We start from the raw sequence: 21,873 nt of genomic DNA, 5'->3' as shown, positions 1-21,873 counted from the left end.
CCCAGGGTATCGGCGCGGGTCGAAATCCGTAACGTGGATGCGGTCCAATGGAGACATGGCCGCAGCGGGCACCAAGAACGATGTCCTTCGTCTGACTCTCGCCACCGTGGCGTCGGGTGGTTTGACGTTTCTCCTGACCAACGCCCTGGACCAGCCGCTGGGGATCAGCCTGCTGCTCTCCGTGCTGATCGGCGGGATCGTGCTCATCGTCCGGTTCCTGATCATGTTCGAGCATCGGCTGACCGTGGTGGAGAGCCGTCAGCTGGAATCGCTGCGCGAGATCAACATCCTGGTCGACCGCAAGTTTTCGGAGATCAACAAGGCCACCGAGCTGTTCCACCTGATCGAGAGCTCGGCGGTGCAGCACGACGTACTGGCCCAGTTGGTCCGGCACTCCACCGGCATCCTGCCCACCTCGCCGCCGATCATCCACAGCCTCGCCGAGTCCCGGCTGCGTGAGCTGGCCGAGTTCATGGCCGAGCTGTCCGAGGGCGGCGACGCGACCTACTACGGCGAGGACCGGGACTGGCTGCTCGGCCTGGCCCGGCACACCACCACCAGCCTCGACGCGATCAGCACCGACGGCGTGGACCGCGGGTTCTGGCAGAGCGACATCGGCCGGCACTACCTGGAGTACCAGCGCCAGGCGGTGGAACGCGGGGTCCGGATCCGCCGGATCTTCCTGCTGCCCCGGCCGGAGATGGCCGGCCAGCAGGAGTTCGCCGACGCCTGCCGCTACCAGGGGAAGATGGGCATCGACGTGCGGGTGCTCGACCACGACGCCATCCCGCACGCGATGCGGACCTCGATCGTCGACTTCATCATCTTCGACGGCGCGGTCGGCTACGAGACGATGTCCGCCTCGATCACCGAGCCGGACGCCCGGCCGGTCCTCGCCCAGACCCGGCTGATCATGCGGGAGCGCCGGGTCCAGGAGCTGACCCACATCTTCGACCACCTGTGGCGGATCAGCCGGCCGCTGGAGGCCGCCGCTACGCCCAGTCCGGCGTCGCCGCCAGCAGCAGGTGATCGCGAACCCGGGTGACGGTCGCCGCCCACTGCCGGCTGAACCCGGCCCGCCGGTCCAGGGCGTCCCAGACCGGCATCAGCTCCTCGTCCACCTGTGCCCCCGGCATCCACAGGTGTGCCAGGTGCTCGAACGCCGGCCGCAGCCGCCGCAGCTGTTCCGCCCGGCTGTGGCCGCCGGTCAGCGCCGCGTCGACGATCGCCGTCAGGGTGGTGAGCAGCCAGTCGTGCAGTGCCAGGTCCTCGCCGAGCCGGACCACCGCGGGCAGGTCCTGGCCGGGCACGGTCAGGCGCAGCGTCCGGAACCGCTCGGACTCGAGGGTGAAGCGACCGGTGAGCGTCTCCGCGCCCAGGTATGCCACCCAGCGCAAGGCGGTGCCCGGCGCGTTCAGCGGGGCCAGCTGATCGAGCCGACCGTCTCGCTGCACGGCGTCCAGGCCGCGGGTGGTGATCGCGCCGAGGTCGAGGACGGCCGGATCCGTGCCGTCCCGCAGCAGACCGTCGGCGATCTCGTCGGGCCGGTACTTGCCGATCAGCTCGATGCGTCCCGGTGTGGCCAGGTAGTGCGACCACGGACGTCGCCGGGTGGACTCGGCGGCGACCAGGCCGGCGTGGGTGGAGCACTGCGTGACGTGGCCGCCGGTGACGATCGCGTGCCAGCCGAGCGTGCCGACGCCGCGCGGGTGGCCGCCGCGGGACGACGGCATCCGGCAGTCGACGCCCTCCCAGCGGTCCGCCGAGATCGCCCGGGAGATCGGCCGCTGGCTCCGGCGGACTGTCTCGCCGGAGGTCAGGTCGAGGAGTTCGGCGGCCGAGTGCCCGGACAGCGGCCGGGAGTTCCGCAGCAGAGCGGTGTGCACCTCGCCGAACGCGAGCATGTGTTCCGTCCGCGTCACGGCGGGTCCGTGGCCAGGAACGCGTGGCTGATGCGATCCTGCGGCTCGGCCGGCAGCGTGATGCCTTCCATCCCGGCCCGCCGGACCACCTGATCGTCGACCTCCGGGGCGAGCCGGACCATCGACATGATCAGGTCCGCGGCCACCTCCACCTCCAGGAAGCGGCTGGGCAGGACCGAGAAGCTCTGGTACGCGCAGAGCGGCCCCGGCCGTTCCGTGAGCCGGACCACCGGTGGCAGCTCGGGCCAGGTCTCCGGCAGCGTGCCGACCGGTTCCGGCGCGGTCAGGCGGGCGTCCGCCGGGCGCAGCAGACCGAGTCGGAGCAGCTGCCACACCGCCCGGAGCAGCGTGACCGACCAGCTCCCGTCGGCGCTGTCCCGCAGCTCGGCGTCGATGAAGATCGCATGGCGGGCGCCGGTCTGCACCGGCGGCTGCCACTCCGCTCCGGACATCGCCGGTGCACCACCGGCCGTGGGCGACCGCTTTCCGGTGCACAGCCACCCGTTCGCGTCGAGCAGCGGCCGGACGCCGGTGGTGCCGGGGTGCGGTTCCGGCACGATGTGGTCGAACACCTCGCGGGCCGGACCGCCGGTCAGGGCCGACTCCCGGGCGAGGTAGTCGACGGCGAAGCCGCTGTGCTTCGCGGCCTCCTGGATCCGCGGGATGACGTCCCGCGGACGTCCGGATCCGTCGGCGTGGTCCACGACCAGGACGCAGGTGCTGATCCGGGCCTTGGCGGCTCGGCTACGAGCGAGAGCGGCAGTGGTCTCCACCCACGGCGTCACCCGGGCGAAGTAGCGGGTCAGCGCGTCCTCGGCCAGGTCCTCCGGGAAGAGGTGGGCGAGCTCGACGGAGAGGTGGGACAGCGCCACCGACGACGTCGCCCCGGCGGTGCCGGCCTCCCGATAGTCGAACCCGGCTGTCACAGCGTCTCCCGGTGCCACCGCCACCTCCGTGGATCGGCCGATGGATCCATGGTGGCGTACGGGTCAAGGAAACGCCGGAGGGCGGCGGTCCACCCGGACCACCGCCCTCCGATCAAGCGAGACTCAGCTGGCCTGCTCGGCCAGCGCGAGGAACTGCTTCTTCGAGGCGAGCGCCTGCTCGGCCTCCTTGATCCGCCGGTTGTCGCCGGCCGCCTTGGCCCGCTCCAGCCGCTGCTCGGCCTCGGCGACCTGGTCGCGCATCTGGCGCAGCAGCGGGTTGTCCTGCGGGCTGGTCTTGCGCCACGCCGAGTCCATCGCGACCCGGATCCGCTCCTCGGCGGCCCGCCAGCGGCGGTCCAGGCCGGCGGCGGCCTCGCGGGGCACCCGGCCGGCCTCGTGCCAGGCGGCCTGGGCGTCGCGCAGCTTGTTCTGCGCGCCGCGGGCGTCGGCGTCGACGTCGATCGCTTCCAGCTCGGCCAGGATCGCCTGCTTGCGCTCCAGGTTGCCCTGGTACTCCGCGTCCCGGGCGGAGAAGACCGCGCTGCGCCGGGTGAAGAACGCGTCCTGGGCGGCCCGGAACCGCTCCCAGAGGCGCTGCTCGGCCTCCTTGGCGGCGCGCGGCGCCGCCTTCCACTCGGCCATCAGCTCCTTGAGCCGGTTCGCCGTGGTGTTCCACTCGTCCGAGCCGGAGATCGCCTCGGCCTCCTTGACCAGCTCCTCCTTGGCGGTCTGCGCCTGCTTGCGCTGCCCGTCCAGGGTGGCGAAGTGCGCGCCGCGGCGGCGGGTGAAGCCGTCCCGGGCGGCGGCGAACCGCTTCCACAGCTCACCGTCGGTCTTCTTGTCGACGCCGCGGATCGTCTTCCACTCGTCGAGGATCTCCTTGAGCCGGTCGCCGGCCGATTTCCAGCCGGTGGCCTCGGCGGCGATCGTCTCCGCCTCCTCGACCAGCGCCGTCTTGCGGGCCAGGGCCTCGGTCCGGGCGACCTCGCGGGCCGCGCGAGCCTCGCCGGCCTTCTCGTCGGCGAGGGCGGCCAGCTTGTCCAGCCGGGCGGCGAGACCGTCGATGTCGCCCACCACGTGCGCCTCGTCCAGCTGCGTGCGAAGCCGCTTGACGCTGCTCAGCGAGTGGGACGCGTCCGCCGCGCCCGACTTGAGGCGAGCCTCGACGAGGTCGACCTCGGTCACCAGGTCCTCGAATCGCCGGGCGAAGTGGGCCAAGCCCTCCTCGGGGGTGCCGGCCTGCCACGAGCCGACCACCCGGTCGCCCTCGGCGGTCTTCACGTACACGGTGCCGTCGGCATCCACGCGCCCGAAGGCCGTCCAGTCGTTCATGAGCTCATCCTCGTTCTCCCGGCGCCGAAGGACCAGCCCGGTCCCCGGCCACCGCCACAGCGCAGTGGAATGCCAACCCTCTCAGGGGCATTCTTTCTCGCGCATTGTCACAGGTCCAACCCGGTTAGGGGAAAGCTCCCGCCGACGACCGTGACACAACCTTGTCCTACGGTTGCTTTGTGTCGTTGAGTCCGGGTCCTCGCGTGGTCACCGTCGTCGGCCCGACAGCGGCCGGGAAGTCCGCCTTGAGCATCGCACTCGCCCACGAGCTGGGTGGCGAGGTGGTCAACGCCGACTCCATGCAGCTCTACCGCGGGATGGACATCGGGACCGCGAAACTGAGCGTGGCGGAGCGCGACGGCGTGCCGCACCACCTGCTCGACATCTGGGACGTTTCGGTCACCGCGGCGGTCGCCGAGTACCAGGCGCTGGCCCGCGCGGCGATCGACGACATCCGGGCCCGGGGCCGGGTGCCGCTGCTGGTCGGCGGGTCCGGGCTGTACCTGCGGGCGGTGCTGGAGGAGTTCGAGTTCCCGGGTACCGATCCGGTGATCCGGGCCCGGCTGGAGGCCGAGCTGGCCGAGACCGGGCCGGCGCCGCTCTTCGCCCGGCTGCGGGACCGGGACCCGGTCGCGGCCGGCAAGATCCTGCCGTCCAACGGCCGGCGGATCGTCCGCGCCCTGGAGGTCATCGAGCTGACCGGGCAGCCGTTCACCGCCGCCCTGCCCGATCCGCGGCCGTACTACCCGTCGGTGCAGATCGGCGTCGACCGGGAGGTGGCCGAGCTGGACGAGCGGATCGCCCGGCGGGTCGACCTGATGTGGGCGGCCGGGCTGCTCGACGAGGTGCGCGCGCTGGACGCGGCGGGCATCCGGGACGGCCGGACCGCTTCCCGGGCGCTCGGCTACCAGCAGGCCATCGCCCAGCTGGACGGCGTGCTGACCGAGTCGGAGGCGAAGGACGAGACGGTGCGCGGCACCCGCCGGTTCGTCCGGCGGCAGCGTTCCTGGTTCCGCCGGGACCCGGCGATCACCTGGCTGGACGGGGCCGCCCCGACGCTCGTGGCCGACGCGCTGGCCGTTGCGCGATGATGGACGGCGTGTTTTTCACCAAGGGCCACGGCACCGCCAACGACTTCGTCATCCTTCCCGACCCCGACGGCGAGCTGCAGCTGACGCCGGCGCTGGTCGCCGCGCTCTGCGACCGGCGGCGCGGGATCGGCGGTGACGGCGTGCTGCGGGTGGTGCGCGCCGCGAAACACCCCGAGGCGACCGGGCACGCCGCCGACGCCGAGTGGTTCATGGACTACTGGAACAGCGACGGCTCGATCGCCGAGATGTGCGGCAACGGCGTCCGGGTCTTCGCCCGCTACCTGGTGGAGCACGGCCTGGCCACGGCAGACCCGGCGGGTCTGCCGGTGGCGACCCGGGCCGGCGTCATGTTCGCCGTGGTCTCGACCGACACGATTTCGGTACGGATGAGCACGCCCCGGGTCTACGCCGCGAGCACCGCCACCGTGGGGGCGCTCACCGTCCCCGGCCTCGCCGTCGACTGCGGCAACCCGCACCTGGTCTGCGGCCTGCACGACGGCGTCGAGCTGGCCGGCCTGGACCTGACCACCGCCCCGCTGGCCGACCAGGCGCTGTTCACCGCCGGGGTGAACGTGGAGTTCGTCGAGCCCGCCGAGCCCGTCCCCGGGATGGACCGGCACGTCCGGATGCGGGTGCACGAGCGCGGCTCGGGCGAGACCATGTCCTGCGGCACCGGCGCCCTCGCGGTCGGCGCGGTCGCCCTGCGGGAGGCCGGCCTGACCAGCGGCTCCGTCGCCGTCGACGTCCTGGGCGGCCGTCTCGTGATCACCTGCGACGAGCAGGGCGCCTGGTGGCTGGCCGGCCCAGCGGTCCTGGTCGCCTCCGGTGAGCTGGACCCGGCGGTGTTCGCCCTATCCGCCCCGGCAGCCCCGACTTCGGCGTCTTCGACGTCCGCGGTCTCGACCTCGGTGGCCTCGACCTCGTCCCCGGTCGACCCGTCCTCTGTCGACCCGTCCTCGGCCGGCCCGTCCTCTGTCGGCCCGTCCCCGGTCGGCCCGGCTTCGGCGGCCCCGGACCCGGCGACCCCGGGCGCTTCGGCGGTGGCCGGCTGATGCTGCACCGCGTCGCCCACCGTGGTTACTCCGCGGTGGCCCCGGAGAACACGCTGCCCGCCCTGGCCGCCGCCGCGCGGGCCGGCGCCACCTTCGTCGAGTTCGACGTGCGGTGCACCGCCGACGGCGTCCCGGTGGTGATCCACGACCGGACCGTGGACCGCACCACCTCCGGCTCCGGCCGGGTCTGGGACCTGCGCGCCGACGAGATCGCCACGCTGGACGCCGGTTCCTGGTTCGGCCCCGGGCACGCCGGCCTGCGGGTGCCGACGCTGGCCGAGGCGCTGGCCGTGCTGCAGCCCACCGCCGCCGAGATCCTGCTGGAGATCAAGCCGCCGGCCACCCTGGACGAGGTCAAGACGGTGATCGCCACGCTGGCCGAGTTCGACCTGCTGGACCGTACGGTCGTGCAGAGCTTCGAGGCGGACGTGGTCCGCAAGGCCCGTCAGCTGGCCCCGGAGGTGCGCCGCGGCCTGCTGCTGTTCCGCTTCGACGCGGAAACCGTCGAACTCTGCCGCGAGCTGGGCGTCACCTACTGCAACCCGTCGGTCGCCGACGTCCTGACCGGCCCGGAGACGATGGCCGCCCTCACCGAGCTCGGCGTCGGCGTCATGCCATGGACCGCCAACGACCTCACCCAGTGGCGCCCTCTGGTCGACGCGGGCGTAGCCGGCCTGATCACCGACTACGTCGGCGAACTCTCCGGCTGGGCCGCCGCCTGACAGAGAGCCGCAGCCGTGTCGATCCGGCTGGGCCGCTGCGGGACCCAAGCCGCAGCCGTGCCGATCGTCGGGTCGCCGCCTGACAGAGAGCCGCAGCCGTACCGATCCGAGTGGGCCGCCGCGGGACCCCAAGCCGCAGCCGTGCCGATCCGTCTGGCCGCCGCCTGATCCTGAGCCGCAGGCCGCCAATCGGTTGGTTTGCTGCTTGATCCCGTGCTGCGCAGGCGTGCCGATCGGCTGCGCCGCTGCCTAATCCCGAGTCACCGCACCGCCGATCGGCCATGCCGCCGCTCACAGCCCGCCCTCCCCAAGGGGGACCTTCCTCGGACAGTGTGGCGGATTTTGGAGGGCGCCGGCGGGCGGGCTGTGGACAACGCGGTGTTGTGGGTAACGCCGTGGTGGGCAACAGCTGTGGGCGTCGCGGTGTGGTGGGCAGCGCGGTGGCGGGCAACAGGTGTGGGCGTTGCGGTGTGGTGGGGCAGCGCGGTGGCGGTGCGCTCAGACGGCTTGATAACGGCTCACGAGCGGCAACAGGTGTGGGCGTCGCGGTGTGGTGGGGCAGCGCGGTGTTGCAGGCAATAGGCGTGGGCGTTGCGGTGTGGTGGGCAGTGCGGTGGCGGGCAACAGGTGTGGGCGTCGCGGTGGGGGCAGGGCGGTGTTGCAGGCAACAGCCTGGGTAACGCGGTGTGGTGGGGCAGCGTGGTGGCGGACAACAGTCTGGGTAACGCGGTGTTGTGGGTAACGCGGTGGCGGGCAACGGCCGTGGGCGACGCGGTGTTGTAGGCAACGCGGTGGCCGGCAACAGGCGTGGGCGACGCGGTGTGGTGGGCAGCGCGGTGTTGCGGACAGCACGCCGTGGGTGACGCGTGCCTCGCAGAATGCGGTGCTGACTGCGACGCGGCGGTGGGTGGGAGGGTTCTCGGTGACCACCCACGGGTCGTGAAGGGTGGGGTGATCGTCATGGACGCGCAGCGGCCAGATCAGCCCGCCCGGCCCGCGCTACTTAAAGAGAATTTGGTGTACGACCGCGGCCCGGCCAGGCTTGGTCGAGGTGATCGGTAGGGTGCTCAGGCCCGCGCTGCCCACTCATATGGCGGGGTGTGGCTCTCTCCCGGCTTGGACCCTGCCGGTCACCGTGGCGCGGAGTGGCTGAAGAGGGGTTTGCCCAGCTGTAAGTAGCGTTGCCCTCCCGCTGGTGTGGTTCTGCCGCGACGACGGGAAGGTCAACGGGTACATGGGTCAGCTGATCATTGGAGTCGATCCGCACAAGCGGTCCGCGACGATCGAGATCATCAACGAGCGTGAACAGGTGCTGGCCCGTGGCAGGTACGGCACCGACACCGGTGGCTACCAGCAGATGCTCGCCGCCGGCCGCCGTCACGCCGGCCGGGTGTGGGCGGTCGAGGGCTGTAACGGCATCGGCCGGCACCTGGCCCAGCGGCTGGTCGCCGACGGCGAAACCGTGCTGGACGTCCCGGCGAAACTCGCCGCGAAAGCCCGCAACTTTGACACCGGGCACGGCCGTAAAACCGACGGTCACGACGCGCACCACATCGCGGTGACCGCCCTGCGCACCCCGGGCCTGCGCCGCGTTCACGCCGACGGCGCCACCGTCGCGCTGCGGCTGCTGGCCGACCGCCGCGACCAGCTCGGCGCCACCCGCACCGAGACCATCAACCGGCTGCACCAGCTACTGCTCGAACTGATCCCCGGCGGCGCGAAGAAGAACCTGACCACCGACCAGGCCCGCACCCTGCTCGAACGCGTCAGCGTCCCGGCCGGCGACATCGTCACCGCCACCCGCTATCAGCTGGCCGGCGACCTGGCCGACGAGCTCACCACCCTGGACACCAAGATCAAAGCAGCCAACCGGCAGCTGAAGACCGTGCTGGCCGCCACCGGCACCCAGCTGACCAGCCTCAACGGCATCGGCCCCTCCGGCGCCGCCCGCCTGCTCGGCGACATCGGCGACATCAGCCGCTTCCCGACCCGCGGGCACTTCGCCACCTGGAACGGCACCGCCCCCATCGACGTGTCCTCCGGCGACAACCATCATCACCGGCTCAACCGGGCCGGGAACCGGCGCATCAACCGGGTCCTGCACATCATGGCCATCACCCAGCTCCGCTTCGACACCCCCGGCCGCGCCTACTACCAGCGCAAACGCGCCGAAGGCAAAACCGCGATGGAAGCCATGCGAGCGTTGAAACGACGCCTGTCCGACACCGTCTACCGCCAAATGATCAAAGACGACCACACGGCACAACAGACAGCGACGGGTCCGGGAGGACACACGGGGGCGACTCTGAACTCCAGCGCGGCCGACCCAAACCCCAAGATCGACACTTCGGAAAAGTCACAACCCGGACCCGCCAACCACCACCCTAAAACACCCCTCACACCAACCCCTTGACAGAGGGGTGCCGGGAGCATGCGATCTGCACCCGCGCGGACCCGCGTCAATGATGATCTTGATCTTGGAATCAGGCGGTCCGGACGACGAGGTCATCGCTCCGATCAGGCGGTCCGGACGACGAGGTCATCGCTCCGGTCGGGCGGTCGGGACGGCGAGGTCATCGCTCCGATCGGGCGGTCGGGACGGCGAGGTCATCGCTCCGATCGGGCGGTCGGGACGACGAGGTCGTCGCTCCGATCGGGCGGGCGAGGTGATCAGGCGGCCCCGAACAACGACGCCGTCAGAAGATGCCCTCCGGGGCCTGGTCCAGCTCGGACTCCGGGGTGGCGGCCGGGTTGGCCGGGGCCGGGACGCCGCGGACGACCGCTCGGATCGCGGCGGCGACCGCCGGGGTCACCCGGGGGTCGAAGACGCTCGGGATGATCACTGTGGGGTTGAGCTTGTCCTCGCCGACCACGTCCGCGATGGCGCGGGCCGCGGCGAGGGCCATCTCCTCGGTGAACTCCTCGGCGCTGACGTCCAGCATGCCGCGGAAGACGCCGGGGAAGGCCAGCACGTTGTTGATCTGGTTGGGCTGGTCGGAGCGGCCGGTGGCGACCACCGCGGCGTGCTTGCGGGCCTCCCGCGGGTCGACCTCCGGGTCCGGGTTGGCCATCGCGAAGACGATCGACTTGTCCGCCATCTTGGCGATGTCGTCGCCGGTCAGCAGGTTCGGCGCGGAGACGCCGATGAAGACGTCGGCGCCGGCGATCGCGCCGGGCAGGTCACCCGAGTAGTTCGCCTTGTTGGTGTGGTCGGCCAGCCACTGCATCGACGGGTTCAGGTCGGGCATGCCGCGGTGCAGCGCGCCCTTCCGGTCGTAGGCGATGATGTCGCCGACGCCCTGGCGCATCAGCAGCTTCATGATCGCGGTGCCGGCCGCGCCGGCGCCGGAGACCACCACCTTGACGTCCTGCATCCGCTTGCCGACCACGCGCAGCGCGTTGGTCAGCGCGGCCAGCACGCAGATCGCGGTGCCGTGCTGGTCGTCGTGGAAGACCGGGATGTCCAGCTGCTCGCGCAGCCGCGCCTCGATCTCGAAGCAGCGCGGCGCGGCGATGTCCTCCAGGTTGATCCCGCCGTAGGCCGGGGCGATCGCCTTGACGATCTTGACGATCTCGTCGGTGTCCTGGGTGTCCAGCACCACCGGCCAGGCGTCCACCCCGCCGAACCGCTTGAACAGCGCGGCCTTGCCCTCCATCACCGGCATCGCCGCGGCCGGGCCGATGTTGCCCAGGCCGAGCACGGCCGAGCCGTCGCTCACCACGGCCACCGTGTTGCGCTTGATGGTCAGCCGGCGGGCGTCCGCCGGATTCTCCGCGATCGCCATGCAGACCCGGGCCACCCCCGGCGTGTACGCCCGGGACAGCTCGTCCCGGTTGCGCAGCGCGACCTTCGAGTTGACCTCGATCTTGCCGCCCAGGTGCAGCAGGAAGGTACGGTCGGAGACCTTCCGGACATCCACCCCGTCCTGGTCCTCGAGCTGCTTGACGACCTGGTCGGCGTGCGCCGAGTCGGCGGTGTCACAGGTGAGGTCGACGAGCACCCGGGTGGGGTCGGAGTCCACCACGTCCAGTGCCGTCACGATCGCCCCGGCCTCGCCGACGCAGGTGGTGAGCCGGCCGATGGACGAGGCGTCCGCGGTAACGGCGATGCGGATCGTGATCGAGAATCCTGCGCTCGGCAGGCGGGTGGTCACCACGGTGTTCCCTCCGACGTTGGTGGGGTGAGCTATCGAATTGTCGCTCGCTCGGAATGTTCGATACCTCTGCGGTGGTTACTGGTGAGTCAGCCACGCTTATGTGGATGCGGTCGCCCGCGTGACGTGCCACGATCGGGCGGAGGAGGTCACTTTTGCGAAACACGTACCAGGCACCCGTCCTTGACGAGCCGGACTTCACGACCGGTGAGCTCGAGCTGGAGGAGCGGCACTCGCTCAGGCGGGTGGCCGGGCTCTCCACCGAGCTGACCGACATCACCGAGGTTGAGTACCGTCAGCTGCGACTCGAGCGAGTCGTGCTGGTCGGCGTCTGGACCGAGGGCAGCGTGGAGGACGCGGACAACTCGCTGACCGAGCTCGCGCAACTCGCCGAGACCGCCGGTTCCCAGGTCCTGGAGGGCCTGATCCAGCGGCGCCGGCAGCCGGACGCCGCGACGTTCATCGGCCGGGGCAAGGTCGACGAGCTGCGCGACGCGGTCGTCGCCAGCGGCGCCGACACCGTCATCTGCGACGGCGAGCTGTCCCCGTCCCAGCTGCGCAACCTGGAGCAGCAGGTCAAGGTGAAGGTGGTCGACCGGACCGCGCTGATCCTGGACATCTTCGCCCAGCACGCGAAGAGCAAAGAGGGCAAGGCCCAGGTCGAGCTGGCCCAGTTGCAGTATCTCCTGCCGCGTCTGCGCGGCTGGGGTGAGTCGCTGTCCCGGCAGGGCGGCGGCGCCGGCGGTGGCTCCGGCGGCGGTGGCGTCGGCACCCGTGGTCCCGGTGAGACGAAGCTGGAGACCGACCGGCGGCGGATCAACCAGCGGATCGCCAAGCTACGCCGCGAGATCAAGGCGATGCGGACCGTCCGGGAGACCAAGCGGTCCCGCCGGCAGGCCAGCGGCACGCCCGCGGTGGCGATCGCCGGTTACACCAACGCCGGCAAGTCCAGCCTGCTGAACCGTCTGACCGAGGCCGGCGTCCTGGTGGAGAACGCGTTGTTCGCCACCCTGGACCCGACCACCCGGCGCACCTCCGCGGAGGACGGCCGGGTCTACACGCTCTCCGACACCGTCGGGTTCGTCCGGCACCTGCCGCACCAGATCGTCGAGGCGTTCCGCTCGACGCTGGAGGAGGTGGCCGAGGCCGACCTGGTGGTGCACGTCGTCGACGGCTCGCACCCGGATCCGGAGGGTCAGGTGAGCGCGGTCCGCGAGGTGCTCGGCGAGGTCGGGGCGGACCGGATCCCCGAGCTGCTGGTGATCAACAAGATGGACGCGGCCGACGAGGAGACCGTGCTCCGGCTCAAGCGCACCTGGCCGGACGCGGTGTTCGTCTCGGCGCGGTCCGGTTCGGGCATCGCGGAGCTGCGCGAGGCGATCGCGGCCCGGCTGCCCCGGCCGGCCGTGGACATGCGGATCCTGCTGCCGTACGACCGGGGTGATCTGGTCGCCCGGGTGCACCGGACCGGGCAGGTGCTGCAGTCCCGGCACCTGGACGACGGCACCGAGTTCCGGGTGCTGGTCGACGAGCGGCTGGCGGCCGATCTGGAACAGTTCCGTTGCTGAGAGTCACATGAGAACGAGTGCGAAAACAGACACCTGGTGACCTTTGACCAGGGTTGATCCACGCGTTACACCGATGGGGGACGCCGCATGCGACACTGTGCGGATGCGGCGTCTCGTGTTCTCGATCGTGCTGGGCCTGGGCCTGGTGACGGTCGGTGGCACCGGCGCGTCCGCCGCTGACCCGACCCCGACGGCGACGGTCAGCGCCAAGGCGACGCCCGGTAAGAAGGTTTGCAAGGTCAAGGACCCTCTGCTCGACGAGGTCTCCGGTCTGGTGGCGACGAAGGGCGGAGGCTTCATCGCCATCGACGACAGCTCGACCGACGCCGGCCACCGGAAGGTCTTCTTCCTGGACTCGTCCTGCGCCATCAAGGACGACAAGTCGTACCCGAGCAACCCCCTCGACACCGAGGACATGATCGTCTCGCCGAAGGACGGCTCCGTCTGGATCGCCGACACCGGCGACAACGCCATCCTCAAGGGCGATGACCCGCGCCCGCACGTCGCGCTCTGGAACATGCCGGCCAACGGCAAGAAGGCGCCGGTGATCTACCGGCTCAGCTACCCCGAGGGCGACAAGCACGACTCCGAGGCGCTGCTGATGGCGCCGGACGGCACGCCGTACATCGTGACCAAAGAGGTGACCGGGGCGGCCTTCATCTACAAGCCGTCCGGCCCGCTGAAGGCGAACAACAAGACGCCGGTCCCGATGGTCAAGGCCGGTGAGGTGGCGATCCAGCCCACCGAGACGCCGAGCAACGCGTTCGCCAAGACGTTCAACCGGGTGGTCACCGGTGGCGCGGTCTCCGCCGACGGGTCGAAGGTGGTGCTCCGCACCTACACCGACGCGATGGAGTGGGACGTCAAGAACGGTGACATCGTCGGCGCGCTGAAAGGCAAGCCGCGCACCACCGGCCTGCCGAACGAGCAGTACGGCGAGGCGATCGCGTACAGCGCGGACGGCAAGAGCTTCCTCACCGTCTCCGACATGAACGGGGACAAGGAGACCGCGAACTACATCCGGTCGTACGAGCCGGCCACCACGGTCGCGGTCAACTCCAAGAAGCAGTCCGGTGGCGCCGCGGCCAAGTCGTGGTACTCGGACCTGGACGTGAGTGACATCACCAACCTGGTGGCCGGGGTCGGCGTGCTCGGCCTGCTGCTGGTCGGGGCCGGGGTGTTCGGCATCGTCCGGTTCCGCAAGCAGAACCCGCGCGGGGCGAGCGTCGACGACGCGCCGAGCGGCGGGATCGCCGCCGCCGGTGACCCGGAGACCGAGCTGATCGGCGTGGGCAGCGGCGGGATCCCGCCGCGCGGCGGCGCCGCTTACGCCGCCGGGGGCAACGGTCCGGTGTACGGCGCCAAGTCCGGGCCGCCGGCCGGTGCCGCTCCGCAGTACGCCCGGCCCGCCGGGCAGCCGCCGCAGGGGCCGCGTGGTCCGCAGCAGCGGCCGCAGGGCGGTGGGCAGCAGCAGCAGCCGCGCCCGCCGCAGCCGCAGCGGGGTCCGCAGCAGGGGCAGCCCGGCCGGGGCGGCCCGCAGCAGCAGCCACGTGGACCGCAGCAGCGGCCGCAGGGCGGCGGCGGGCAGCAGCAGCCGCGTGGTCCGCAGCAGCGGCCGCAGGGCGGTGGCGGGCAGCAGCAGCCGCGGGGTCCGCAGCAGCGGCCGCAGGCCGGTGGTCAGCAGCCGCCGCCGCGGGGTCCGCAGCAGCAGCCAGGCCGCGGTGGCGGCGGTGGGGTCTACGGCGGTCAGCAGGGCGGCGGTCAGCCGCGGCCTCCGCAGGGTGGCCAGCGCCTGCAAGGCGGTCCGCGTCCGCAGGGCGGCGGCCAGCCGCGGCCGCAGGGCCAGGGCCAGCCGCGTCCGCAGGGTCAGGGTCAGCCGCGTCCGCCGCAGGGTGGTGGGCCGCAGCGCCAGGCCGGGATGTATGGCGGTGGCCGTCCCCCGCAGGGACGGGACGACGGCGGTTACAACCGCCGCTGAGCGAACGGAAGGGCCGGCACCCGGGTGGGTGCCGGCCCTTCGCGTCTCCGGCGTCAGGAGAGCGCTCGCGGCGTACCGAAAAGCGGTGGTGATCCCCGCGCGGGTCAGACGCGGCGCAGGACGGCCACCACGCGACCCATGATGGTCGCGTCGTCGCCGGGGATCGGGTCGAAGGCCGGGTTGGCCGGCATCAGCCAGACGTGGCCGTCGCGCTGCCGGTAGCTCTTCACCGTGGCCTCGCCGTCGATCATGGCGGCCACGATGTCGCCGGCCTCGGCGGTCGGCTGCTGGCGGACCACCACCCAGTCGCCGTTGCAGATCGCCGCGTCGATCATCGAGTCGCCCTTGACCTCGAGCATGAAGACCTCGCCCTCGCCGACCAGCTCGCGCGGCAGCGGGAAGAAGTCCTCCACCGCCTGCTCGGCGAGGATCGGGCCGCCGGCGGCGATCCGGCCGACCAGCGGCACGTAGGCCGGCTGCGGACGGGCCGCCCGCAGCGCCTCGTCGTCGACCAGCTCGCCGGGCGAGCGGACGTCGACGGCGCGCGGCCGGTTCGGGTCGCGGCGCAGGTAGCCCTTGGTCTCCAGGGCCTTCAACTGGTACGCCACGCTGGACGGGGAGACCAGGCCGACGGCCTCACCGATCTCCCGGACGCTCGGCGGGTAACCGTATTTCTCGCCCCACTCGCGGATGAACTCGAGGATGCGCCGCTGCCGGGCGGTGAGGTCGGTGGCGACCGGCTCGGCCAGGCTGCCCACCGCGGTCACCGAACGCAGCTGCGGGGCGTCCGCTGACCGGGCCCGGCTCGGCGTGCGGCGTCGCATGGCGGCCGCGGCACTGCCGCCCTCCGGCTTCCTCATCGGTTGCTGCTGGCTCGTGCGGTCGTCGGTCGACACGTCCGCCCTCCCTGTCGGCCAGTGCCTGTCGGCACGTGGTGCGTCGCGGAGCCGGACGCGCCGTGGGGATGGCGTTTGTCCGGCTGACCCCTCTTGACAGGAAACCGTAGTGGGCGGGTGCGACATATTCAAACATCTGTACGAGGTTTCACCGGCGTGTCGCTCGTCAGGACTGGATTTTCGTACTCCCGTTCTGATAGACCGTCGTACGGGCGTTCTATCGAACGGGTGTCCGAGAGAGGGGTCTTGTCATGGTCGTCACCGGTGGCACGCGACACGTCGCTCCGCCCCTGCGGTTGACCCGGCGCGGCAAGGTGGTCCTTTTCGGCCTGTTCCTCCTCATGGCGGTGCTGTCGAGCGCTGTCCTGTTCGCGACTGCCTCGCACGGCTGACCCGGCCGCAAACGCTTTCCCGACGCGCCGTGTGATCATGCGGTCACCCCAGCGTGTTGAGGCGCAAAATACGGCGCGTCGGCACGTCGCCAAACTTGCGTCGGCGTCCGCTGCGGCATAGCGTCTTCCCCAACATCTAGTGGTTACAGAGATGTAAGCCATCCACAGGTTGGGTTTCTCCTCCCCGGTTTTCCGCAGGTTCGTTCACAGTCGCGCCGATGTCTCGACACAGGCGTGGCTGTTTTTCGGCGTGCCCGGGTGAGGGGCGAGAGGGGAGATCGCGGTGCGTTGCCCGTACTGCCGGCACGCCGATTCGCGGGTCGTGGACTCGCGCGAGGCGGACGACGGTCAGCTGATCCGTCGGCGCCGCTCGTGCCCCGAGTGCGGCAAGCGTTTCACCACGGTCGAGGAGGCGGTGCTCGCGGTGGTCAAGCGCAGCGGCGTCACCGAGCCCTTCAGCCGGACCAAGATCATGAGTGGGGTGCGCAAGGCCTGCCAGGGCCGGCCCGTCGACGAGGACTCGATCGCGTTGCTCGCGCAGCGGGTCGAGGAGACCGTCCGGGCGCGCGGCGCTGCCGAGATCCCGAGCCATGAGGTCGGCTTGGCGATCCTCACGCCGTTGCGTGAACTCGACCAGGTGGCCTATCTGCGGTTCGCCAGCGTCTACAAGTCCTTCGACTCGCTCGACGAGTTCGAGAAGGAGATCGCCTCGCTGCGGGACGCGCCGCCCGTCCGGGACGCCGGGACGCGACACGCCGTCGCGCCGCGGTCCGGTTCGGCGCGGGTTCCCAAGATCAACGGCTGAGTTCCAGCCACACTTTTTCCGCGGTATCTACGAGGGGGAGCACGTTCATATGGCCGGAGACGGCATCACTGCGGGTCGCCAGCGCAGCCGGGCAAACGCGACCGGCGCGGCGACCGGGGGGCTGCAGGTGGAGCGGGTGTGGACGACGGCGGGCGTCCACCCGTACGACGACGTGGAGTGGGAGCGCCGCGACGTCGTCATGACGAACTGGCGGGACGGCTCGATCAACTTCGAGCAGCGGGGCGTCGAGTTCCCGGCGTTCTGGAGCGTCAACGCCGCGAACATCGTGACGACCAAGTACTTCCGGGGCGCGGTCGGCACGCCCGAGCGGGAGACGTCGCTGCGGCAGCTGATCGACCGGGTGGTCCAGACCTACCGCAAGGCGGGCGAGGAGCACGGCTACTTCGCCACCCCGGCCGACGCCGAGGTCTTCGACCACGAGCTCACCTGGATGCTGCTGCACCAGGTGTTCAGCTTCAACTCGCCGGTCTGGTTCAACGTCGGCACCAAGTCGCCGCAGCAGGTCAGCGCGTGCTTCATCCTCTCCGTGGACGACTCGATGGACTCCATCCTCGAGTGGTACAAGGAGGAGGGCCTGATCTTCAAGGGCGGTTCCGGCTCGGGTGTGAACCTGTCCCGCATCCGCTCGTCCAAGGAGCTGCTGTCGTCCGGGGGGACGGCGAGCGGCCCGGTCAGCTTCATGCGTGGCGCGGACGCCAGCGCGGGCACCATCAAGTCCGGTGGCGCCACCCGGCGCGCGGCCAAGATGGTCATCCTCGACGTGGACCACCCGGACATCGAGGAGTTCGTCTCGACGAAGGCGCGCGAGGAGGACAAGATCCGCGCGCTCCGGGACGCCGGCTTCGACATGGACCTGGGCGGCGCCGACATCGTCTCGGTGCAGTACCAGAACGCCAACAACTCGGTGCGGGTCAGCGACGAGTTCATGCGGGCGTACGAGGAGGGCACCGAGTTCGGTCTCCGCGGCCGGCTCAACGGCGAGGTCATCGAGACCATCGACGCCAAGAAGCTGTTCCGGGACATCGCCCAGGCCGCCTGGGAGTGCGCCGACCCCGGCCTGCAGTACGACGACACCATCAACGACTGGCACACCAACCCCGAGACCGGCCGGATCACCGCGTCCAACCCGTGCTCGGAGTACATGTCGCTGGACGACTCGTCCTGCAACCTGGCCTCGCTGAACCTGATGAAGTTCCTCAAGGCCGACGGCGGCTTCGAGGTGGAGAAGTTCGTCAAGAGCGTCGAGTTCATCATCACCGCGATGGACATCTCGATCTGCTTCGCCGACTTCCCGACCGAGAAGATCGGGATCACCACCCGGGCGTACCGGCAGCTGGGTATCGGCTACGCGAACCTCGGCGCGCTGCTGATGGCGTCCGGCCTGCCCTACGACTCGGACGGTGGCCGCAGCGTCGCCGCGGCGATCACCTCGCTGATGACCGGCACGGCGTACCGCCGCTCGGCCGAGCTGGCCGGCGTGGTCGGCGCCTACGAGGGCTACGCCCGCAACGCCGACGCGCACCAGCGGGTGATGCGCAAGCACGCCGCCGCCAGCGACGCGGTCCGCCCGCAGGGCGCGGTCGCCACCGAGATCCTCCGTGAGGCCACCAAGCAGTGGAAGAACGGCAACAAGATCGGTGAGAAGAACGGCTGGCGCAACGCCCAGGCGTCGGTGCTCGCCCCGACCGGCACCATCGGCCTGATGATGGACTGCGACACCACCGGCATCGAGCCCGACCTGGCCCTGGTCAAGTTCAAGAAGCTGGTCGGCGGCGGCTCCATGCAGATCGTCAACCAGACCGTGCCGCGCGCGCTGCGCAGCCTCGGGTACCCCGAGGAGCAGGTCGAGGCGATCGTCGAGCACATCTCCGAGCACGGCAACGTGGTCGACGCCCCGGGCCTCAAGCCGGAGCACTACGCGGTCTTCGACTGCGCCATGGGCGACCGGTCGATCGCCCCGATCGGTCACGTCCGGATGATGGCCGCGGTGCAGCCGTTCATCTCCGGCGCCATCTCCAAGACGGTCAACATGCCGGAGTCGGCGACCGTCGAGGAGATCGAGGAGATCCACTACCAGGGCTGGAAGCTCGGCCTCAAGGCGCTCGCGATCTACCGCGACAACTGCAAGGTCGGCCAGCCGCTGTCGGCCGGCAAGACCGCCAAGGCCGCGGCTCCGGCCGCGGTCGAGGAGAAGGCCGTCGAGAAGATCGTGGAGAAGGTGGTCGAGTACCGCCCGATCCGCAAGCGGCTGCCGAAGAAGCGCCCGTCCGAGACGGTGAGCTTCTCGGTCGGCGGCGCCGACGGTTACCTCACCGCGTCGTCCTACCCGGACGACGGCCTCGGCGAGATCTTCCTGAAGATGTCGAAGCAGGGCTCCACCCTGGCCGGCGTGATGGACGCCTTCTCGGTGGCCATCTCGATAGGCCTTCAGTACGGCGTCCCGCTGGAGACGTACGTCAGCAAGTTCACCAACATGCGCTTCGAGCCGGCCGGCATGACCGACGACCCGGACGTGCGCATGGCGTCGTCGGTGATGGACTACATCTTCCGTCGCCTGGCGCTGGACTTCCTGCCCTACGACACCCGTGCCGAGCTGGGCATCTTCACCGCCTCGGAGCGCACCGCGCAGGCTCAGGCGGAGGCGGCGGCCGAAGCCGCGGCGGCGGACGCGGCGGTCACCGGGATGGCCGTGTCGGCGCCGGCCGCCACCCCGGCCACCACGCCGGGCGCGTCGACCGTCACGGTCGCCGAGACGAAGGCGAGCAAGGAGACGCCGGTGTCCGCCGGGTCGTCGACCGAGCTGCTGGAGCTGGTCACCGGGCACGCGGCGGACGCGCCGCTCTGCTTCACCTGCGGCACCAAGATGCGCCGCGCGGGTAGCTGCTACGTCTGCGAGGGCTGCGGGTCCACTTCGGGCTGCAGCTGAGGATTCGCCGGAAACGGGCCGGGCGCTGATGCGCACGGCCCGTTTCGCTTTTCCGGTACGACGTGAGCCCGCTGACGTCGTACCGGAAAGCGGCGGCCCGGACCGGGAGCGGGCCGCGCGCGTGCCCGCGGTCCCGATCGTGGCGGCTCAGCCGTCCGCGGTCCCGATCGTGGTGGCTCAGCCGCCGGCGCGGAGCCAGACTCCGAACTCGACGGCGGTGCGGACGCCGTGCTCCAGGACCGCGGTGTAGACGGCGAACGCGCCCGGGTACTCCGGGCGCTCGTGCCACACGGTCTTGATCGCGAGGATGGCCTGGCGCTCCTCGTCGGTGAGCCGGGTGACCAGCTCGCGGTGCCACTCGCTGACGTTCGCGTGGTCGTCGTGCAGCCAGATGGACAGGTCGGCCTGCCACTCGCCGACGGTCAGCAGCACCTGGAACCGCTCGTCGCGTTTCTCGCCGGTGGGTGAGCGGTCGCCGCGCTCGTCGGCGCAGGAGAACCCGGTCAGCCCGGGGATCTCGACCGCCTTGGCGAGCAGGGCCAGCACGTCGGCGGGGCCGAAGTCCGGGCCGCCGAGCAGCATCACGTCGACCTCGCGCCGCACCATCAGCCCGGACACGAAGCTGCCGGTCGGGGTGAGCGGCCCCAGCGGCTCCAGCAGCGCGAGCACGGACTGTGCCTCCACCTGCAGTTCCTCGGGCCGGCCCATGTCGCCTTCCTTCCGTGTCCATCGACGCGCCGGAACCATCCGGCATGTCGGGTCGCCGACGCCCATTGTGGGACGTGTCCCGATCCGGCTCGAACGGAGGGCCGGTCCAGCGCCGCCGCCGGACTCCGGTGACCGGTGCTGCTTTAACGTGTAAGTTGAGGTGGTGACCAGCATCGACGTCCTGCCCGCGCGGGTGAACACGGCCAAGATCGCAGTGGGCGTCACCTTCGGGATGAACGGGCTGGCACTGGCCGGCTGGCTCGCCCGGGCGCCCGCCGTTCGCGACGGGCTGGACCTCTCGGTCGCCGGGTTCGGCCTGCTGCTGCTCTGCATGTCCGGCACGTCGGTGGCGTCGATCCCGCTCGCCGGTCCGGTGGTGCAGCGGTTCGGCCCGGCCCGCGCGGTGCTCGGCGCCAGCATGTCGATGGCGTTCGGCCTGGCCGTGCTCGGCACCGCGACGCTGATCGGCTCGGTCCCGCTGGCCGGGCTGGCCCTGCTCTTCTGCGGGTTCGGCACCAGCACCTGGGACGTCGCGATGAACGTCGAGGCGGCCGACGTGGAACGCCGCCTCGGCCGGACGATCATGCCGCGTTTCCACGCCGGTTTCAGCCTGGGCACGGTCGCCGGCGCCGGCGTCGGAGCGGTCACCGCGGCGACCGGGCTGCCCGTTTGGGCGCAGCTCTACCTCACCACCGCGGTGGTGGTGGCGGTTCAGATCGTGGTGGTCCGCCGCTTCCTGCCGCACGTCGAGCCGGAGCCCGGCACCACACCCGCGATGACCGCCGGCCAGGCCTGGCGGGAGCCGCGGACCATCCTGATCGGCCTGATCCTGCTCGGGTTCGGCTTCACCGAGGGCTCCGCCAACGACTGGCTGGCGATCAGCCTGGTCGACGGCTACGACGCGGGCGACACCGTCGGCGCGATCGGCTTCGGCGTCTTCGTCACCGCGATGACGCTGGGCCGGATGTACGGCGGGCCGGCCACCGACCGCTGGGGCCGCGTCCGGGTGCTGCGTCTCACCGCCGTCTCCGCCGCGGCCGGCCTGCTCCTGGTGGTCTTCGGCGGCACGGTCCCGCTGGCGCTGGCCGGCGCCCTGCTCTGGGGTGTGGGCGCCTCGCTGGGCTTCCCGATCGGCATGAGCGCCGCCGCCGACGACCCGGTCCGGGCCGCCATGCGCGTCTCGGTGGCCGGCTCCATCGGCTACGCCGCCTTCCTGGCCGGCCCGCCGCTGATCGGGTTCCTGGCCGAACACTGGGGAGTCCGCAACGGCCTCCTCTGCGTCTTCGGCGCCTTGGTCATCGGCCTGGGCGCCTCCCACGCCGCCAAGCCCCTCCCGGCCACGGAGCCGACCCCACCCGCCGACTGACTACGCCCCGTCCA

16 protein-coding genes and 1 pseudogene are annotated in these 21,873 nt (G+C 71.2%); 11 read left to right on the top strand and 6 right to left on the bottom strand.

Translation table 11 applies throughout. The annotated features are described in order from the left end of the window. The first annotated feature begins 121 nt into the window (after positions 1-121). Positions 122-1,045, top strand: coding sequence for a DUF6879 family protein (locus tag BJY16_RS01695; protein ID WP_185037372.1), 924 nt, complete (start codon positions 122-124; stop codon positions 1,043-1,045). Here BJY16_RS01695 and BJY16_RS01690 read toward each other — a convergent pair. From BJY16_RS01690 to BJY16_RS01680, 3 genes are all read right to left on the bottom strand, one after another. Further along, positions 993-1,922, bottom strand: a complete 930-nt coding sequence (locus BJY16_RS01690; protein WP_185037371.1) for an SCO2521 family protein — start codon at positions 1,920-1,922, stop codon at positions 993-995. The two genes, BJY16_RS01695 and BJY16_RS01690, sit on opposite strands and share 53 nt — an antisense overlap. Beyond that, on the bottom strand, positions 1,919-2,848 hold the full coding sequence (locus BJY16_RS01685; protein WP_185037370.1) for an SCO2522 family protein: 930 nt from the start codon (positions 2,846-2,848) through the stop codon (positions 1,919-1,921). The genes BJY16_RS01690 and BJY16_RS01685 overlap by 4 nt, the downstream gene beginning before the upstream one ends. Positions 2,849-2,971: 123 nt before the next feature. Continuing rightward, complete coding sequence (locus tag BJY16_RS01680) at positions 2,972-4,180, bottom strand: DUF349 domain-containing protein (RefSeq protein ID WP_185037369.1); 1,209 nt, start codon at positions 4,178-4,180, stop codon at positions 2,972-2,974. Between the two features lie 161 nt (positions 4,181-4,341). Here BJY16_RS01680 and miaA point away from each other — a divergent pair, with 161 nt between their 5' ends. The 4 genes and pseudogenes from miaA to BJY16_RS01660 all read left to right on the top strand — a co-directional run bounded on the left by miaA (position 4,342) and on the right by BJY16_RS01660 (position 9,458). After that, entirely contained in the window at positions 4,342-5,271 is a 930-nt protein-coding gene (gene miaA / locus BJY16_RS01675) for a tRNA (adenosine(37)-N6)-dimethylallyltransferase MiaA (RefSeq protein WP_239178003.1), read from the top strand. An 8-nt stretch (positions 5,272-5,279) separates the two neighbouring features. After that, a pseudogene (gene dapF / locus BJY16_RS01670) lies at positions 5,280-6,122 on the top strand (diaminopimelate epimerase); the annotation flags it as partial. A 200-nt stretch (positions 6,123-6,322) separates the two neighbouring features. Further along, positions 6,323-7,045 carry a glycerophosphodiester phosphodiesterase gene (locus tag BJY16_RS01665; RefSeq protein ID WP_185037367.1) on the top strand — a complete coding sequence of 241 codons (723 nt, stop codon included), beginning with the start codon at positions 6,323-6,325 and terminating at the stop codon, positions 7,043-7,045. Positions 7,046-8,240: 1,195 nt separating this feature from the next. Next, the gene (locus BJY16_RS01660; protein WP_311775284.1) at positions 8,241-9,458 is read left to right on the top strand and encodes an IS110 family RNA-guided transposase; all 1,218 of its coding nucleotides are present in this window, start codon (positions 8,241-8,243) and stop codon (positions 9,456-9,458) included. Between the two features lie 283 nt (positions 9,459-9,741). On the opposite strand, the gene BJY16_RS01655 is transcribed toward BJY16_RS01660, so the two are convergent. Continuing rightward, the gene (locus tag BJY16_RS01655; protein WP_185037366.1) at positions 9,742-11,202 is read right to left on the bottom strand and encodes an NAD-dependent malic enzyme; all 1,461 of its coding nucleotides are present in this window, start codon (positions 11,200-11,202) and stop codon (positions 9,742-9,744) included. A 152-nt stretch (positions 11,203-11,354) separates the two neighbouring features. Between BJY16_RS01655 and hflX the strand changes: the two genes are divergently transcribed. Together hflX and BJY16_RS01645 are read left to right on the top strand one after the other, a co-directional pair. After that, positions 11,355-12,767: a GTPase HflX gene (hflX, locus tag BJY16_RS01650; protein WP_185037365.1), complete on the top strand. Its 1,413-nt coding sequence runs from the start codon at positions 11,355-11,357 to the stop codon at positions 12,765-12,767. 103 nt (positions 12,768-12,870) lie between these two features. Further along, on the top strand, positions 12,871-14,745 hold the full coding sequence (locus tag BJY16_RS01645) for a hypothetical protein (protein ID WP_185037364.1): 1,875 nt from the start codon (positions 12,871-12,873) through the stop codon (positions 14,743-14,745). 104 nt (positions 14,746-14,849) lie between these two features. Here the strand turns inward: BJY16_RS01645 and lexA are convergent, their stop codons facing one another. After that, positions 14,850-15,605 (bottom strand): transcriptional repressor LexA, encoded by a 756-nt coding sequence (gene lexA, locus BJY16_RS01640; RefSeq protein WP_185046216.1) that lies wholly within the window; start codon positions 15,603-15,605, stop codon positions 14,850-14,852. Between the two features lie 287 nt (positions 15,606-15,892). On the opposite strand from lexA, the gene BJY16_RS01635 reads away from it, so the two are divergent. The 3 genes from BJY16_RS01635 to BJY16_RS01625 all read left to right on the top strand — a co-directional run bounded on the left by BJY16_RS01635 (position 15,893) and on the right by BJY16_RS01625 (position 19,785). Then, the gene (locus BJY16_RS01635; RefSeq protein WP_185037363.1) at positions 15,893-16,033 is read left to right on the top strand and encodes a hypothetical protein; all 141 of its coding nucleotides are present in this window, start codon (positions 15,893-15,895) and stop codon (positions 16,031-16,033) included. A gap of 283 nt (positions 16,034-16,316) precedes the next feature. After that, positions 16,317-16,838 (top strand): transcriptional regulator NrdR, encoded by a 522-nt coding sequence (nrdR, locus tag BJY16_RS01630; RefSeq protein WP_185037362.1) that lies wholly within the window; start codon positions 16,317-16,319, stop codon positions 16,836-16,838. A gap of 49 nt (positions 16,839-16,887) precedes the next feature. Beyond that, positions 16,888-19,785 (top strand): vitamin B12-dependent ribonucleotide reductase, encoded by a 2,898-nt coding sequence (locus BJY16_RS01625; protein ID WP_185037361.1) that lies wholly within the window; start codon positions 16,888-16,890, stop codon positions 19,783-19,785. Between the two features lie 177 nt (positions 19,786-19,962). On the opposite strand, the gene BJY16_RS01620 is transcribed toward BJY16_RS01625, so the two are convergent. Further along, on the bottom strand, positions 19,963-20,493 hold the full coding sequence (locus BJY16_RS01620) for a hypothetical protein (protein ID WP_185037360.1): 531 nt from the start codon (positions 20,491-20,493) through the stop codon (positions 19,963-19,965). Positions 20,494-20,656: 163 nt separating this feature from the next. On the opposite strand from BJY16_RS01620, the gene BJY16_RS01615 reads away from it, so the two are divergent. Next, positions 20,657-21,859, top strand: a complete 1,203-nt coding sequence (locus tag BJY16_RS01615) for an MFS transporter (protein ID WP_185037359.1) — start codon at positions 20,657-20,659, stop codon at positions 21,857-21,859. Positions 21,860-21,873 lie beyond the last annotated feature (14 nt).

It is taken from the genome of Actinoplanes octamycinicus, from assembly GCF_014205225.1.
Taxonomy (GTDB): domain Bacteria; phylum Actinomycetota; class Actinomycetes; order Mycobacteriales; family Micromonosporaceae; genus Actinoplanes; species Actinoplanes octamycinicus.
Note: the sequence above shows the minus strand (reverse complement) of the source record. Positions and strands in the feature narration are given on the sequence as shown.

What these genes read in the sequence shown, in the direction of transcription:
- BJY16_RS01680 (WP_185037369.1), bottom strand. Translation starts at nt 4,180, where the DNA reads ATGAACGACTGGACGGCCTTCGGGCGCGTGGATGCCGACGGCACCGTG.
- BJY16_RS01665 (WP_185037367.1), top strand. Translation starts at nt 6,323, where the DNA reads ATGCTGCACCGCGTCGCCCACCGTGGTTACTCCGCGGTGGCCCCGGAG.
- BJY16_RS01645 (WP_185037364.1), top strand. Translation starts at nt 12,871, where the DNA reads ATGCGGCGTCTCGTGTTCTCGATCGTGCTGGGCCTGGGCCTGGTGACG.
- lexA (WP_185046216.1), bottom strand. Translation starts at nt 15,605, where the DNA reads ATGAGGAAGCCGGAGGGCGGCAGTGCCGCGGCCGCCATGCGACGCCGC.
- BJY16_RS01635 (WP_185037363.1), top strand. Translation starts at nt 15,893, where the DNA reads ATGGTCGTCACCGGTGGCACGCGACACGTCGCTCCGCCCCTGCGGTTG.
- BJY16_RS01625 (WP_185037361.1), top strand. Translation starts at nt 16,888, where the DNA reads ATGGCCGGAGACGGCATCACTGCGGGTCGCCAGCGCAGCCGGGCAAAC.
- BJY16_RS01620 (WP_185037360.1), bottom strand. Translation starts at nt 20,493, where the DNA reads ATGGGCCGGCCCGAGGAACTGCAGGTGGAGGCACAGTCCGTGCTCGCG.